Genomic DNA, 13,790 nt, shown 5'->3' with positions numbered 1-13,790 from the left:
TGGTGCGTTCCCCGAGACGCACCCACCGAGGAGCTCAGAACGATGGACTGGCGGAACGACGCTGCTTGCCGCGACGAGGACCCGGAACTGTTCTTCCCCGTCGGCACGAGTGGCCCCGCGCTCTCCCAGATCGCGCGTGCGAAGAGCGTCTGCCGGCGTTGCCCGGCGATGACCGAGTGCCTGAAGTGGGCGCTCGAGTCGGGTCAGGACGCCGGCGTGTGGGGCGGCGCGAGCGAGGACGAGCGCCGTGCCCTCAAGCGCCACGGCGTGCGGCCCGAGGTGCACACCGGCTTCTGATCCGGATCGCGGACGCCAGCTCCCCGGCGTCCGCCCCGGACCGACCCCCCGGCGCACGCTCCCCCACCCCGCGCCGGATCGGGGCCCGGACGCTCGCTCCCCACGCGTCCGGCCCCGAGAGAGCAGGTCACGCAGGCCCCGGACCGTCCCCCGAAGACGGTGCCGGGGCCTTCGTGTGTCCGATGGCCCCGGCTAGCGTCCCCGGTGCTGCAGGGGCACCCGCAGGACGGCCCGCGTGCCCGCCTCCTCGCCCGGCAGGATGCGCAGGGCGCCCGCGAGCTCGGAGTCGACGAGCGTGCGCACGATCTGCAGGCCGAGGCCCGTGGCCCGCTCCAGCGAGAAGGTCTCGGGCAGCCCGCGGCCGTCGTCGCGGACCTCCACCTCGAGCTGGGCGGCCGACCGCGACGCCGCGATGACCACGGTGCCCGAGGCCCCCTCGGCGAACCCGTGCTCGAGGGCGTTGGCGACCAGCTCGGTGAGCACCATGACCAGCGGCGTCGCCATGACCGCCGACAGCACGCCCACCTCGCCCTCGCGGCGCATCGCGACCCGGGCGCCGGGGCGGGCGAGGTCGTTCATCATCGGCAGCACGCGGTCGAGCACCTCGTCGATGTCGACCTTCTCGTCCACCGACGCGGCCAGCGCCTCGTGCACCAGGGCGATCGACGCGACGCGGCGCACCGACTCGGTGAGCGCCTCCTGGGCCTCGGCGTGCTGGGTGCGGCGGGCCTGCAGGCGCAGGAGCGCCGCGACGGTCTGGAGGTTGTTCTTCACGCGGTGGTGGATCTCGCGGATCGTCGCGTCCTTGCTCAGCAGGGCCCGGTCGCGCCGGCGGACGTCGGTGACGTCGCGGACCAGCACCAGGGCCCCGCTCGGCACGCCCCGCGGGTGCAGCGGCAGCGCCCGCAGCACGGCCGTCGCGCCGTGACCCTCGAGCTCGGCGCGCTGCGACGGGGTGCCGGCCAGCGCGCCGTGCACGTGCTCGGCGGCCTCGGCGCCCTCGAAAGCGTCGTCGGAGACCTCCTTGACCACGGCGGCGAGGTCGGCGCCGACGAGCTCCTCGCTCCACCCGAGGCGGTGGAACGCGGACGCGGCGTTCGGGCTCGCGTAGAGCACGCGCCCCGTCGAGCTGCTGCGCACCAGCCCGTCGCCCACCCGCGGCGACGAACGGCCCTCGTCGCGCCCCTCGGCGGTCGGGAAGGTGCCGTCGGCGACCATCTGGCACAGGTCCGCGGCGACGGCGAGGTACGAGATCTCGAGCGTGCTGGGCACCCGCGGCGCCGCGAGGTTGGTGTCCCGGCCCAGGACCGCGACGACGTGCGGCGCGTCCGGGCTGCGGACCGGCACCACCTCCCGGCGCACCGAGCGGCCCCGGTGCCAGCGGGGCTGGTCCTCGCGGCGCATGGTGGTGTCGGTGAAGGCGCGGTCGAGCTGCGGGTGCTGGCTCGCGGAGGCCCGCGCGCCCACCATATCCTCGGGATGAGCGGTCGCCGTCGTCGTCGGGCGGCTCTGTGCGACGCACAGGAGGTCACCGTCGGTCGTGCGCACCCACAGCAGGAAGTCGGCGAACGACAGGTCGGCGAGCAGCTGCCACTCGGCGACCACGCGCTGCAGGTGGGCCGCCGCCGCCCCCGAGAGGTCGGTGTGCGCGGCGAGCAGGTTCGACAGCGTCGACACCGGCCGGCCCCTGTTCCCCACGGCGATCATCCAACCACCGCGCAGGTCGGGTGCCCGCGACATGGGATGATGGCCGCATGTCGAAGCGCGCGCGCCAGAAGCGGGACCGCAAGAAGAAGGGCAGCAACCACGGCAAGCGTCCCCACGCTTAGCCGTGCAGCACACGAAAGGGCCCGTCCGCGAGTGATCGCAGACGGGCCCTTCGTCGTCGTGGGGCTCAGCTCTTCCAGGACTCCACGCGGGTCTGGTTGACCTCGACGACCGTGCCGGCCGGGCCGCGCTCGACGGTGACCTCGGCCTGCTCGAGCACCGTGGCGCGGATCTGCTCGCGCAGCCGCTGGTGCAGGGTCGCGGGGGCGTGCTCGCCGCGGCAGCTGCGGGTGAGCAGCGTCTTCACCTTCTCCTCGAGCCCGTAGCGGGCCAGGCACGGCCCGCACTCGTCGAGGTGGCGGCGCAGCTGGGCGTCCCGGGCCTCGTCGCACTCGTGGTCGAGCAGGAGCCAGACCTCGGCGAGGACCTCGGAGCAGTCGGTCTCGTGCGGCTCTCCGCAGCTCATCGCTGGACCCCCTCTCCGGTGGAGACCCGGTCGGCCCCGTCACGGATGAACCCGCGGTCGCGGGCGGTGTCGGTGAGCGCCTCGCGCAGCTGGCGCCGGCCCCGGTGCAGCCGCGACATCACGGTGCCGATCGGGGTGCCCATGATCTCGGCGATCTCCTTGTAGGCGAAGCCCTCGACGTCGGCGAGGTAGACCGCCATCCGGAAGTCGTCCGGCAGGTTCTGCAGCGCGTCACGGATGTCGGTGTCGGGGAGGTTCTCCAGGGCCTCGGCCTCCGCAGAGGGGAGCCCGGAGCTCGAGTGCTCCCCGGCCTGGGCGAGCTGCCAGTCGGTGATCTCCTCCGTGGGCGACTGCTGGGGCTGGCGCTGCCGCTTGCGGTAGGTGTTGATGTAGGAGTTGGTGAGGATCCGGTACAGCCACGCCTTGAGGTTCGTGCCGGGGCGGAACGAGGCGAACGACGAGTACGCCTTCAGCACCGTCTCCTGCACCAGGTCCTCGGCGTCGGCCGGGTTGCGGGTCATCCGCAGCGCCGCGCCGTAGAGCTGGTCGACCATCGGCATCGCGTCGCGCTCGAAGCGCGCCGCCCGCTCCTCGGGCGTCTCGGTCGCCACGTCGACGACCTCACCGGGCCCCTCGTCGGTGTCGTGGGGGGTCTCAGGAGTCACAGCCCTCGCCGCGTCGGCCACGGGGCTCCCTTCGGGCCGCGCCTCGGGCGCGGTCGGGACGTCGATGAATCCCGGGGAGACTACCCGCGTCGGGCGCAGGACACCCGGTCCCGCGGACGACGTCACGCCGTCGAACGGCGTCGCGGCGGCCGTCGGGGCCTCCGCCATCGTCATCAGTGCTGGCATGTCCGGCTCAACGCGGTGACCGGGTGCGGGATTCCCCTACCCTCGCCGCTCGTGGCGCGACGAGTGGCGGCTTCGACCCCGGCCCTGGCGGCGCTCGACGACGCCGGGATCGCGTACCGCACGCACCCCTACACGGCGCCCGGCAAGACCGCCTACGGGACGGAAGCCGCCGAGGCGTTGGGCCTCGACCCGGGCCGGGTGCTCAAGACGCTCGTCGCCGAGGTCGACGGGACGCCGGTGCTCGCGATGGTGCCGGTGGCCGGGACCCTGGACCTCAAGGCGCTCGCGGCCGCGCGGGGCGGCAAACGGGCGGTGATGGCCGACGCCACCGCCGCCCAGCGGCTCACCGGCTACGTCGTCGGCGGCATCGCGCCGCTCGGCACGCGCCAGCCGCTCGACGTCGTCGTCGACCTGTCGGTGGCCGAGCACACGACCGTCTACTGCTCGGCGGGCCGCCGGGGGCTGCAGATGGAGCTGGCCCCCGACGACCTCGTCGCCGCGACCGGCGGTCAGCTGGCCGAGATCGGCGCCGGCTGACCGAAGAACACCCGCAGGTCGCCGGCGATGACCTCCGGCAGCTCGAGCGCCGCGAAGTGCCCGCCCCGAGGGTGCCGGCTCCAGTGCACGACGTTGCTGTTGTCGCGCTCGGCGAACACCTTGATCGTCTGGAAGTCGTCGGCGAACACCTGGACGCCGGTGCGGGCGGCGCTCACGCGCGGCTCGACCCCCGAGTGCGCCTCCTCGAAGTGGTAGCGCACGGCGGTGGCGGCGGTGTTGGTCAGCCAGTACAGCGAGACCTGGGTGAGGATCTGCTCCTCGGTGACCAGGCTCGTGCCGTTGCCGAAGCTGTTGAACAGCTCGTTGTAGGCGAGCTGGCCGACCGGGGAGTCGGCGAGGCCCACCGCCACGGTCTGCGGGCGCGAGCCGTTCATCTGGTTGTAGCCGCCGACCGACCGGAACCACTGCATGTGCTCGAGCCCCGCGTGGTCGGACGGCTCGAGGCGCTCGAACTCGCTCGGGTCGCCCGACGGGAAGCTGAACAGGTGCAGGACGTGCAGGCCGAGGAACCCGGGCGGGTCGAGCAGCCCGAGCTCCCGGGCGACGAGCGCACCGCCGTCGCTGCCGTGCGCGCCGTAGGTGTCGTAGCCGAGCCGGCGCATCAGGGCGTCGTAGGTGCGCGCGACCCGGGCCATCGTCCAGCCCCGGTCGGCCACCGGCGTCGAGAAACCGAAGCCCGGCATCGACGGCACGACCACCGAGAACGCATCCTGCGCCCGCCCGCCGTGGGCCACCGGGTCGGTGAGGGGCCCGATCATGTCGAGGAACTCGGCGAACGAGCCGGGGTAGGTGTGCAGCAGGAGCAGCGGGGTGGCGCCCGGCTCGGCCGAGGGGACGTGCACGAAGTGGATCGTCTGGCCGTCGATCTCGGTCAGGTAGTTGGGGACGGCGTTCATCCGCTTCTCCTGGGCGCGCCAGTCGAACGACCGCCACTGCTCGACCATCGCGGCGAGGTAGTGGTTCGGGGTGCCGTAGTCCCAGTCGTCGCCGGGGGCGGGCCGCGGCAGGCGGGTGCGGGCGAGCCGGTCGGCGAGGTCGTCGAGGTCGGCCTGCGGGACGTCGATGGTGAAGGGCCGGATGTCCGTGCTGCTCATGAGGAGAACGATAGGAACCAACCAGGCACGTTTCGTTCCGCGTTTCCGGCAGGATTCGTCCCGTGCGCGACACCTCCGCCCGGATGCTGGCCCTCCTCTCGCTGCTGCAGTCCCGCCCCGACTGGCCGGGACCGGAGCTCGCGGCACGCCTGGGCGTGAGTGACCGGACGATCCGCAACGACATCGCCCGCCTGCGCGAGCTCGGCTACCCCGTCGACGCGGAGACCGGGCGCGCGGGCCGCTACCGCCTCGGGGTGGGGGCGTCGCTGCCGCCGCTGCTGCTCGACGACGAGGAGGCGGTGGCCGTGGCGATCGGGCTGCGCGCGGGCACCGGGTTGGCCGGGGTGCAGGAGACCAGCGCGCGGGCCCTCGCCAAGCTCGAGCGGGTGCTGCCGTCGCGGCTGCGGCGCACCGTGTCCGCGCTGGTCGAGGCCACCGCCGCGGGCCCGGGGAACACCGGCACCGACGCCCCCGACCCCGAGGTCGACCCCGCGCTGCTGCGCGCGGTGGCCGAGGCGATCCGGGACTCGTCGTCACTCCGGGTCGCCGACGCCGACGGCCCCACCCGCCTGCTCGAGCCCTACCGGCTCGTGAGCTGGGAGCGCCGCTGGTACGTGGTGGTGCGCGACCCCCGGACCGGTTCCTGGACCGTCCTGCGGGCCGACGGCCTCGCGCTGCGCACCCCGGGCGGGCCGCGGTTCACGCCCGCCGACCCGCCCGAGGACCTCACCGACCTGGTGCTGCGCGAGGTCGCCGCGGCGGGATGGTCGGTGCACGGGCGGATCGTGGTGGCCGCGCCGGCCGCGGAGGTGCTGGCGCGGATCAACCCCGCGGTCGGCGTGGTCGAGCCGCGCGACGACCACAGCTGCGTGCTGGTCACCGGCGCCGACAGCGTGGCGACGATCGCGGCCTACGTCGGCATGCTCGACATGGACTTCCGCGTCGAGGGCCCGCCCGAGCTCGTCGAGCAGCTGCGCGTCACGGGTGAGCGCTACCTCCGGTCCATCTCGACGACGAACCGGAACCGGACATCGCCCTGACCGAGCCGGTCCATGGCCTCGCCGAGCCGCTCCGGCGAGAGGATCTCCACGTCGGCGACGATGCCGTGCTCCGCCGCGACGTCGAGCATCTCGCGGGTGGCCGGGACGCCGCCGCTGCCGGTGCCGGCGATCCGCTTCTCGCCGACGACCAGGCTCATCGGGTCGATCTCGAGCGTCCGCGGCGGGATGCCGGCGAGGACGTAGGTGCCGTCGACCGCGAGGGCGGCGAGGTAGGGCGCGAGGTCGAGCGGGTGGCCCGTGGTGTCCAGGAGCAGGTCGAAGCGCCGGGCCTGGCGGGCGAGCGCGTCGGGGTCGCGGGTGAGGACGACGTCGTCGGCACCCAGCGCCTTCGCCGCGTCCGCCTTGGCCTCGCTGGTGGTCAGGGCGACCGTCTCGGCGCCGAGCGCGTGGGCGAACTTGATCGCGAGGTGCCCGAGCCCGCCGACCCCGACGACGCCCACCGTCGTCCCCGGGCCCGCGCCGAAGCGGCGCAGCGGGCACCACGTGGTGATCCCGGCGCACAGCAGGGGCGCCGCGCCCGCCGGGTCCAGCCCGGCCGGCAGGGCGTAGGTGAAGTGGCGGTCGACGACGATCTCGCTGGAGAACCCGCCCTGCGTGATGCCGCCGGAGACCCGGTCCTCGCCGCCGTAGGTCAGGGTCGGGAACGCCTCGCAGTCGTTCTCGCGGCCGGCGCGGCACGCCGAGCAGGTCCGGCACGAGTCGACGATGTTGCCGACGGCCACGCGGTCGCCGACGGCGAGGTCGTCGACGTCGTCGCCGACGGCCTCGACGACCCCGGTCATCTCGTGTCCGGCGACCAGCGGGAACGCCGCGGGGTCGCCGGCCGCGAGGGCGTGCCGGTCGGTGGCGCAGACGCCGCAGTGGGTGACGCGGACGACGACGTCACGGGGGCGCGGGTCGCGCCGGGTGAAGCTCCACGGCCGCGGGGCGGCGCCCGGGACGTCGGCGGCCCATCCGGTGACCTGGCGCATGAGCGACCTCCTGTGAAAACAACTGGTTGGTTACTTCTGCGACGGTAGGCGCGTCGAGCGGGGATCGCAACTGAACGGTTGGTTATGCTCGTGGCGTGCCCAAGGACGGCGCGGCGACCCGTCGCCGCCTGCTCGACGCCGCGACCGCGGAGTTCTCGCGGTACGGCATCGCCGGCGCGCGCGTCGACCGCATCGCCGAGGCCGCCGAGGCCAACAAGGCGCAGATCTACGCCTGGTTCTCCTCGAAGGACGGCCTGTTCGACGCGGTGTTCGCCGAGCACCTCGCGCTGATCGTCGACCTCGTGCCGATCGACGCGACCGACCTCCCGGGCTACGCGGTACGGCTCTACGACGCCTACCTCGAACGGCCGTCGGTGGTCCTGCTCGCGACGTGGGCGCGCCTGGAGCGGGTCCCGACCGGCGACCTGCTGACCAGCGTCGCGCCGGACGTCGACACCAAGCTCGCCGCCATCCGCTCCGCCCAGGCCGACGGGCTCGTCGACCCCGCCCTCGCGCCGCGCGACGTCTACTCGATGGTGATCGCGCTGTCGATGTCCTGGTCGCCCGCGGCCACGGTGTTCACCGCCTCGCCGGACGACCCGGCCGCCGACCACGAGCGGCGCCGCGCCGCCCTGCACGCCGTCGCGACGCGGGCCTTCAGTCCGGGCTGACGCTCGCCACGGGCGCCAGGACACGTTCCAGCCACGGGCCGACGGCCGCGGCGACCGGCCCGCGGGCCTTGAGCGAGTGGTCGCCGGCGAGGACCACGACCTCGCGCGTGGGCGTCGGCTCCGGGATGCCGAAGCGATCGCGCTCGCCGGAGACCGCCAGCACCGGCACCGTGACCGCGTCGATCTCCGGCCCGCGGTCGGGGCGGGTGCCGTCCCGGCGCGCCGGCGCCAGCAGCGGGAAGGCGAGGGCGAGGACGGCGACGGGTCCGAGCGCCGCGGCCCCGCGACAGGCCACCCGCGCGCCCGAGGACCGCCCGCCGTGCACCTGCGGGACGCCGGGGAGGGCGGCGGTGAGGTGCTCGACGACCGCGGCCCACGCCACGTCGAGGTGCGCCGCGGGCGGCGGGGCCTTGCGGTTCGCGACCCGGTAGGGCTGGAGCACCCGGGCGACCGCGAGCCCCGCCTCCCGGGCCGCGGAGCGCGCGCCGAGGAGGTCGGGCGCCTCGACGCCGCCGCCCGCGCCGTGGCCGAGGACGAGCAGCCCGCGCGGCGCGCCGCCGGGCTCGTCGAGGTGGACCGCGGCCGGGCCGTGCGGGGTGTCGACCGTGGTCGCCGGGTCGGTCACTGCGTGGCCGGCACGTCGAGATCCAGCTCCAGCCCCTGCTGCTCGGGCTCCTCGTGGCTCTCCTCGACCAGCTCCGCCCCGTGGTTCTTCACGTTGTTGACCTTGGTGGACACCTGGCGCAGCTCGAACGACGTCAGGAGCTCGGGCGGCGGGGGCTCGAGGAGGTCGGTCGGGTCGTCGTTGTCCGGGTCGAGCCACGCCTTCCAGCGCTCGGCCGGCAGCACGAGCGGCATCCGGTGGTGGATCTCGGTGAGCGGGCCGGCGGCGTCGATGGTGACGACCGTGGTGCTGATCAGCGGCGAGGTGCCCTTCGGCGCGTCCTTGGGCCGCCAGGTCTCCCACAGGCCGGCGAAGGCGAGCGACCTCCCGTTCGGCAGCGTGATGAAGTACGGCACCTTCCGCCCGCCGGGGCCGTCCTTCTGCCACTCGAACCAGCCGTCGGCCGGCAGCAGGCAGCGGCGCCCCTTGACCGCCCGGCGGAACGCGGGCTTGCTGGTCAGCGAGTCGGACCGCGCGTTGATCATGCGGTTGCCGACCTTCGGGTCGTCGGCCCAGCCCGGCACCAGCCCCCAGCGCATGGCCCGCAGGCTGCGCTCGAGCGTCTGCGGGTCGGCCTTGCCGCTCGCGTCGCGGGGGTGCCGGTCGACCACGCCGATCACCGTGGTGGTCGGCGCGACGTTGTGGTCGGGACCGGGCCACGCGCCGTCGGTGGCGTCGACGGCGTCGAACTCCTCGGCGAGGGTGGCCGGGTCCTTGGCCTGGCTGTAGCGGCCGCACATGCCTCCATCCTGGCACCGGACACCGACAGGACACCGCTTGCGCGAGGACTCGCGAGAGGATGGGCCCATGAGCGATCAGGCCGACCGGCCCTGGGCCGCCCCGACCGCCGACGGACCGGTGCGGGGCACGGTGTCGGTGCCGGGGTCGAAGTCGGTGACCAACCGCGCCCTGGTGCTCGCCGCGCTCGGCACCGACGGCGTCACCCGACACGTCCGGGGGGCGGCGCGCTCGCGCGACACAACGCTGATGGCCGGGGCGCTGGAGGCGCTCGGAGCGGCCGTGACCAGCACCGACGGCCGCGCCGGCACCCTCGACCTGGCGATCACCGCCCCGCGGACCTTCCACGCCGCCCACGTCGACTGCGGCCTCGCGGGCACCGTGATGCGCTTCGTCCCGCCGCTGGCCGCGCTCGCCGACGGCCCCGTGGTGCTCGACGGCGACCCGCGGGCCCGCGAGCGGCCCATGGGCGGGATCGTCGAGGGCCTGCGCGGGCTGGGCGTCGAGGTCGCCGGCGAGGCCCTGCCGCTCACCGTGTCGGGCGGCCCGCACCCGGCGGGCGGCGAGGTCACCGTCGACGCGTCCGCCTCGAGCCAGTTCGTCTCGGGCCTGCTGCTCTCGGGCGCCCGGTACACCCGCGGCGTCACCGTCACCCACGCCGGCGAGCGCGGCGTCCCGTCGCTGCCGCACGTCGCGATGACGGTGGCGATGCTGCGGGGTGCCGGCGTGACCGTCGCCGAGGAGGCCCAGAGCTGGCAGGTCGCCCCGGGCCCGGTCGCCGCGCCGGAGGTCCTCGACGTCGAGCCGGACCTGTCGGGAGCCGCCGTGTACCTGGCCGCCGCGGTGGCCACGGCGGGCGAGGTGACGATCGCGGGCTGGCCGGAGGGCGACCTGCAGCCCGGCGGCGTGGTCCGGCGCGTCCTGGAGGCGTTCGGTGCGCAGGTCACGCTGTCGGCGGAGGGCCTCACGGTGCGCGGACCCGGCCGTCTCGACGGCGTCGACGTCGACCTGCACGAGGTCAGCGAGCTGACGCCCACCGTCGCCGCCCTCGCCGCCCTGGCCGCCCGCGACGGGGCGTCGTCGCGCCTGCGCGGCGTCGCGCACATCCGCGGCCACGAGACCGACCGCCTCGCCGCCCTCGTCGCCGAGCTCGGCACCGTGGGCGCCCGGGTGGCCGAGACCGAGGACGGACTGGAGATCGCCCCGGCGCCCCTCGGCGCGCCGACGCGGCCGTGGCGGGCCTACGCCGACCACCGCATGGCCACGGCCGGCGCGATCGTCGGGCTCGTCGTGCCCGGCGTGACGATCGACGACGTCGCCGCCACCACGAAGACCCTCCCCGACTTCGCCACCGACTGGCCCGAGCTCGTCGGCGCCGGGGTCGGGGTCTGAGGGTCCGGGGCGGTGACACGCGGCGGCGGGCGGGGATCGACCTCGCGGCTGGACGAGTCCGACGTGCGGGTGCGGCCCGGCCGGGGCACGCGGCCGCGCAGCAAGCGCCGCCCCGAGCACGCGGACGCCGCCCCGGCGATGGTCGTCGGCGTCGACCGCGGGCGGTGGACGTGCGCCCCCGACGAGGACCCGACCCGCCGCGTCGTCGCCATGCGGGCCCGCGAGCTGGGCCGCACGCCCGTCGTCGTCGGCGACCGGGTGGGGCTGGTCGGCGACGTGTCCGGGGGCGAGGACGCGCTGGCGCGGATCGTGCGCGTGGCCGAGCGCTCGAGCGTCCTGCGCCGCACCGCCGACGACACCGACCCCTACGAGCGGGTGGTCGTCGCCAACGCCTCGCACCTGGTGATCGTCACGGCGCTGGCCGACCCGGTCCCGCGCACCGGGTTCGTCGACCGCGCGCTGGTCGCCGCCTACGCGGGCGGGCTGGAGCCGGTGCTGTGCCTCACGAAGGCGGACCTCGCCGACCCCGACGCGTTCGCCGCGAACTACGCGGCCCTCGACCTCGCCGTCGTCGTCACCCGGGCCGACCGGGATCCCGAGGCGCTCCGGGAGGTCGTCGCGGGACGGGTGTCGGCGCTGATCGGGCACTCCGGGGTGGGCAAGTCGACGCTGGTCAACGCGCTGGTGCCCGACGCCGACCGCGCCGTCGGCGAGGTGTCCGGGGTGGGCAAGGGGCGGCACACGTCGACGTCGGCGGTCGCCCTGGCGCTCCCCGATCTCGACGGCTGGGTGATCGACACCCCGGGCATCCGGTCGTTCGGTCTCGCCCACATCGCGCCGGACGACGTCGTCGCGGCGTTCGGCGACCTGGCCGCCGCGATCGAGGAGTGCCCACGCGGCTGCGGGCACCTCGGGCCGCCGGCGGACCCGGAGTGCGCGCTCGACGCGGAGGTCGCGGCCGGGCGCCTGTCCCCCGCGCGCCTGGAGGCGCTGCGGCGGGTGCTGGAGGCGCTGCGGACGCCGGCGTGGGAGACGTGAGCGAGGGCGAGGGCTCCACCGGCGGGGAGTCCACCCTGACCGTCCTGCTGGCGCTGGCGGCGAACGTGTTGGTCGCTCCGGGACGGGATCGCCTCGGTGATGATCGGCGTCCTGCCGGGCCTGCGTGCGGCTCGACGACGAGCTGCACGAGCGGTTCCCGGACCTCGACCAGGTCTTCATCGAACCGGTCCCCCGCACCGACCCGGACATGCGCGCCGCGGTGCTCGACCGCGACGGCACCCTGCTCGCCACCTGGCGGCGCGAGCACGACGCCCGGGACGGAGGTTAGGCGGGCGCGGTGCTCCGGACGACCACGTCGGCCCGATGTGCCGTGGCCGCGATCAGCGCGGCGTTCGCGGCGTCGCTGCCGTCCGCCCGGGCGACGGCCTCGGCGTGGCTACGGCCGTGGTGCTCGTGGCGGGCGATGAGCCGGGTGCGGCGCAGGTCCTCGTCGGGGTCGACGAACCACGCCTCGTCGAGCAGCCCGCGGACGCCGTCCCAGGGCGGCTCGTCGAGCAGGAGGTAGTTGCCCTCGGTGACGAGGACCAGCACGTCGGGCGGGACCTCGAGCGCGCCGGCGACCGGCTCCTCGATCTCGCGACGGAACTCCGGCGCCCAGACCGTCGCCGCCCGGGACCGGACCCGGTCGAGGAAGGCGACGTAGCCCGCGGCGTCGAAGGTGTCGGGGGCGCCCTTGCGCTCGCGGCGGCCCAGGCGGTCGAGGACCGAGTTCGCGAGGTGCCACCCGTCCATCCCCACCACCGCGACCTGGGGGCCGGCGAGCGACGCCGCGAGCGTCGACTTGCCCGCCCCCGGGCCACCGACGATCCCGAGCAGGCGGCGGCGCCCGTCGGCGCGGGCGGCGGCGAGGAGGTGGGAGACGTCAGGAGTCACCCGCGCATGATTGCCCACGACCGGGTACCGCTGGTGGATGCAGCTGCCCGTCCCCGCGCCGGGGCCCGACGCCGCGGTGGCCTTCGTCCGGGAGCACCTCGCCGATCTCGCGTGCGACCGGCCCACGGCGTCGCCGTCGATCCGGGGCGGGCAGAGCGCCGCCGACGCAGCCCTGGCCGCGCTCGACGTCACCGGATACGCGGGGCGCCGCAACCAGGTCCTGCCGACCGAGCGGCGCGGGGCCTCGCGGATGTCGCCGTACATCCGCCACCAGCTCGTCGACCTCACCGCGCTGTGGGACCACGTCGCCGACGCCCCGTCCAACGACCGGCGCAAGTACCGCGACGAGCTGACCTGGCAGGAGTACACGCGGCACCTCTACGCGCGCTTCGGGCGCCACGGCGAGCCCGCCCTGCACGCCGAGCTGCGGGCGTACCCGCCGTCGCCGCCCGAGCCGTGGGACGAGCCGTGGCCGCGGGACATGGCCTGCGTGGACGCGACGCTCGACGAGCTGCACACCCACGGGTGGCTGGTGAACCAGACGCGGATGTGGCTGGCGAGCCAGTGGACCGTGCGCGCCGGCGCCCGGTGGCGTGACGGCGAGGAGGCGTTCTTCACCCACCTGCTCGACGGCTCCCGCGCGGCGAACCGGCTCAACTGGCAGTGGACCACCGGCGCCGGCAACGGGAAGGCCTACGCGTTCTCGCGGTGGCAGGTCCAGAAGCGGGCGCCCGCGCTGTGCCGGGGGTGCGTCCTGCGCGACGCCTGCCCGGTCGCGTCGTGGCCCCAGGACGAGCGCACGACCCGCGCGCCGTCCTCGGAGCTGCTGCGGGGCGACCCGGATCCGGCGGTGACGGCGGGGCCGGTGCTGCCCTCGGCGGACGGTGACGTCGACGCGGTCTGGCTGACCGCGGAGTCGCTGGGCGACGCCGACCCCGCCCTGGCCGCGCACCCGGACGCCCCGGCGGTGTTCTGCTTCGACGAGCCGCTGCTGCGGCGGCTGATGCTTTCGGGCAAGCGGCTGGTGTTCCTCGCCGAGACCCTGGCCGACCTCGCGACCCGGCGCCCGGTGGAGATCCGTCGTGGGCGGGTGGCCGACGAGCTCGCCGGGCGTCGCCTCGCGGTGACCTTCGCGCCGGTGCCCGGCTTCCGGCGGCGCGCGGCCGAGCTCGAGCCCGCCGTCGTGCACCCGTGGCCGTGGCTGTTCCGCCCACGGTCCGGGCGGATGCAGTCGTTCACGGCCTGGCGCAAGGGGATGCCGGCGCAGCCGGACCGGTGACGGTCCGCGTGTCGGGTCGGCGTGTCGGGTCGGCGTGCCAGGCTGGGCC

The 13,790-nt window shown here is 75.4% G+C and carries 17 protein-coding genes; 9 read left to right on the top strand and 8 right to left on the bottom strand.

Annotated elements, in window-relative coordinates; all coding sequences use genetic code 11:
- Nucleotides 1-42: 42 nt before the first annotated feature.
- Nucleotides 43-297, top strand: coding sequence for a WhiB family transcriptional regulator (locus WCD58_RS23830; RefSeq protein ID WP_133824458.1), 255 nt, complete (start codon nt 43-45; stop codon nt 295-297).
- 192 nt (nt 298-489) lie between these two features.
- Here the strand turns inward: WCD58_RS23830 and WCD58_RS23825 are convergent, their stop codons facing one another.
- The gene (locus WCD58_RS23825; protein WP_337705734.1) at nt 490-1,974 is read right to left on the bottom strand and encodes a sensor histidine kinase; all 1,485 of its coding nucleotides are present in this window, start codon (nt 1,972-1,974) and stop codon (nt 490-492) included.
- A 77-nt stretch (nt 1,975-2,051) separates the two neighbouring features.
- Here WCD58_RS23825 and WCD58_RS33720 point away from each other — a divergent pair, with 77 nt between their 5' ends.
- The gene (locus tag WCD58_RS33720) at nt 2,052-2,126 is read left to right on the top strand and encodes a 50S ribosomal protein bL37 (RefSeq protein WP_373696271.1); all 75 of its coding nucleotides are present in this window, start codon (nt 2,052-2,054) and stop codon (nt 2,124-2,126) included.
- A 65-nt stretch (nt 2,127-2,191) separates the two neighbouring features.
- Here the strand turns inward: WCD58_RS33720 and rsrA are convergent, their stop codons facing one another.
- Nucleotides 2,192-2,530 (bottom strand): mycothiol system anti-sigma-R factor, encoded by a 339-nt coding sequence (gene rsrA / locus WCD58_RS23820; RefSeq protein WP_337705573.1) that lies wholly within the window; start codon nt 2,528-2,530, stop codon nt 2,192-2,194.
- The gene (locus WCD58_RS23815) at nt 2,527-3,141 is read right to left on the bottom strand and encodes a sigma-70 family RNA polymerase sigma factor (RefSeq protein WP_337705733.1); all 615 of its coding nucleotides are present in this window, start codon (nt 3,139-3,141) and stop codon (nt 2,527-2,529) included. Before WCD58_RS23815 ends, rsrA begins: the two co-directional genes overlap by 4 nt.
- Before the next feature lie 291 nt (nt 3,142-3,432).
- Between WCD58_RS23815 and ybaK the strand changes: the two genes are divergently transcribed.
- Nucleotides 3,433-3,918, top strand: coding sequence for a Cys-tRNA(Pro) deacylase (gene ybaK / locus WCD58_RS23810; RefSeq protein ID WP_373696268.1), 486 nt, complete (start codon nt 3,433-3,435; stop codon nt 3,916-3,918).
- Here the strand turns inward: ybaK and WCD58_RS23805 are convergent.
- Nucleotides 3,891-5,033: an epoxide hydrolase family protein gene (locus WCD58_RS23805; RefSeq protein WP_337705572.1), complete on the bottom strand. Its 1,143-nt coding sequence runs from the start codon at nt 5,031-5,033 to the stop codon at nt 3,891-3,893. The genes ybaK and WCD58_RS23805 overlap by 28 nt on opposite strands.
- Before the next feature lie 62 nt (nt 5,034-5,095).
- Between WCD58_RS23805 and WCD58_RS23800 the strand changes: the two genes are divergently transcribed.
- Entirely contained in the window at nt 5,096-6,073 is a 978-nt protein-coding gene (locus WCD58_RS23800) for a helix-turn-helix transcriptional regulator (RefSeq protein WP_337705571.1), read from the top strand.
- Here WCD58_RS23800 and WCD58_RS23795 read toward each other — a convergent pair.
- A complete protein-coding gene (locus WCD58_RS23795) occupies nt 6,025-7,065 on the bottom strand; it encodes an NAD(P)-dependent alcohol dehydrogenase (protein WP_337705570.1) in 1,041 nt (346 codons plus the stop codon). The genes WCD58_RS23800 and WCD58_RS23795 overlap by 49 nt on opposite strands.
- A 95-nt stretch (nt 7,066-7,160) precedes the next feature.
- On the opposite strand from WCD58_RS23795, the gene WCD58_RS23790 reads away from it, so the two are divergent.
- Nucleotides 7,161-7,736 (top strand): TetR/AcrR family transcriptional regulator, encoded by a 576-nt coding sequence (locus WCD58_RS23790; RefSeq protein ID WP_337705569.1) that lies wholly within the window; start codon nt 7,161-7,163, stop codon nt 7,734-7,736.
- Here the strand turns inward: WCD58_RS23790 and WCD58_RS23785 are convergent.
- Nucleotides 7,723-8,361, bottom strand: a complete 639-nt coding sequence (locus WCD58_RS23785; RefSeq protein WP_337705568.1) for an alpha/beta hydrolase family protein — start codon at nt 8,359-8,361, stop codon at nt 7,723-7,725. The two genes, WCD58_RS23790 and WCD58_RS23785, sit on opposite strands and share 14 nt — an antisense overlap.
- A complete protein-coding gene (locus WCD58_RS23780) occupies nt 8,358-9,140 on the bottom strand; it encodes an SOS response-associated peptidase (RefSeq protein WP_337705567.1) in 783 nt (260 codons plus the stop codon). Before WCD58_RS23780 ends, WCD58_RS23785 begins: the two co-directional genes overlap by 4 nt.
- 67 nt (nt 9,141-9,207) lie before the next feature.
- On the opposite strand from WCD58_RS23780, the gene aroA reads away from it, so the two are divergent.
- The 3 genes from aroA to WCD58_RS23765 all read left to right on the top strand — a co-directional run bounded on the left by aroA (nt 9,208) and on the right by WCD58_RS23765 (nt 11,857).
- Nucleotides 9,208-10,530: a 3-phosphoshikimate 1-carboxyvinyltransferase gene (gene aroA / locus WCD58_RS23775; RefSeq protein WP_337705566.1), complete on the top strand. Its 1,323-nt coding sequence runs from the start codon at nt 9,208-9,210 to the stop codon at nt 10,528-10,530.
- 12 nt (nt 10,531-10,542) lie between these two features.
- On the top strand, nt 10,543-11,568 hold the full coding sequence (rsgA, locus tag WCD58_RS23770) for a ribosome small subunit-dependent GTPase A (protein WP_337705565.1): 1,026 nt from the start codon (nt 10,543-10,545) through the stop codon (nt 11,566-11,568).
- Nucleotides 11,569-11,692: 124 nt separating this feature from the next.
- Complete coding sequence (locus tag WCD58_RS23765; protein ID WP_373696267.1) at nt 11,693-11,857, top strand: hypothetical protein; 165 nt, start codon at nt 11,693-11,695, stop codon at nt 11,855-11,857.
- On the opposite strand, the gene WCD58_RS23760 is transcribed toward WCD58_RS23765, so the two are convergent.
- Nucleotides 11,854-12,462 (bottom strand): nucleoside/nucleotide kinase family protein, encoded by a 609-nt coding sequence (locus WCD58_RS23760; RefSeq protein WP_337705564.1) that lies wholly within the window; start codon nt 12,460-12,462, stop codon nt 11,854-11,856. The genes WCD58_RS23765 and WCD58_RS23760 overlap by 4 nt on opposite strands.
- A 10-nt stretch (nt 12,463-12,472) precedes the next feature.
- Here WCD58_RS23760 and WCD58_RS23755 point away from each other — a divergent pair, with 10 nt between their 5' ends.
- On the top strand, nt 12,473-13,741 hold the full coding sequence (locus WCD58_RS23755; protein WP_337705563.1) for an FAD-binding domain-containing protein: 1,269 nt from the start codon (nt 12,473-12,475) through the stop codon (nt 13,739-13,741).
- The last annotated feature ends 49 nt before the right edge of the window (nt 13,742-13,790 follow it).

It is taken from the genome of Actinomycetospora flava (genome assembly GCF_037400335.1).
In the GTDB taxonomy this organism is placed as follows: Bacteria; Actinomycetota; Actinomycetes; order Mycobacteriales; family Pseudonocardiaceae; genus Actinomycetospora; species Actinomycetospora flava.
Note: the sequence above shows the minus strand (reverse complement) of the source record. Positions and strands in the feature narration are given on the sequence as shown.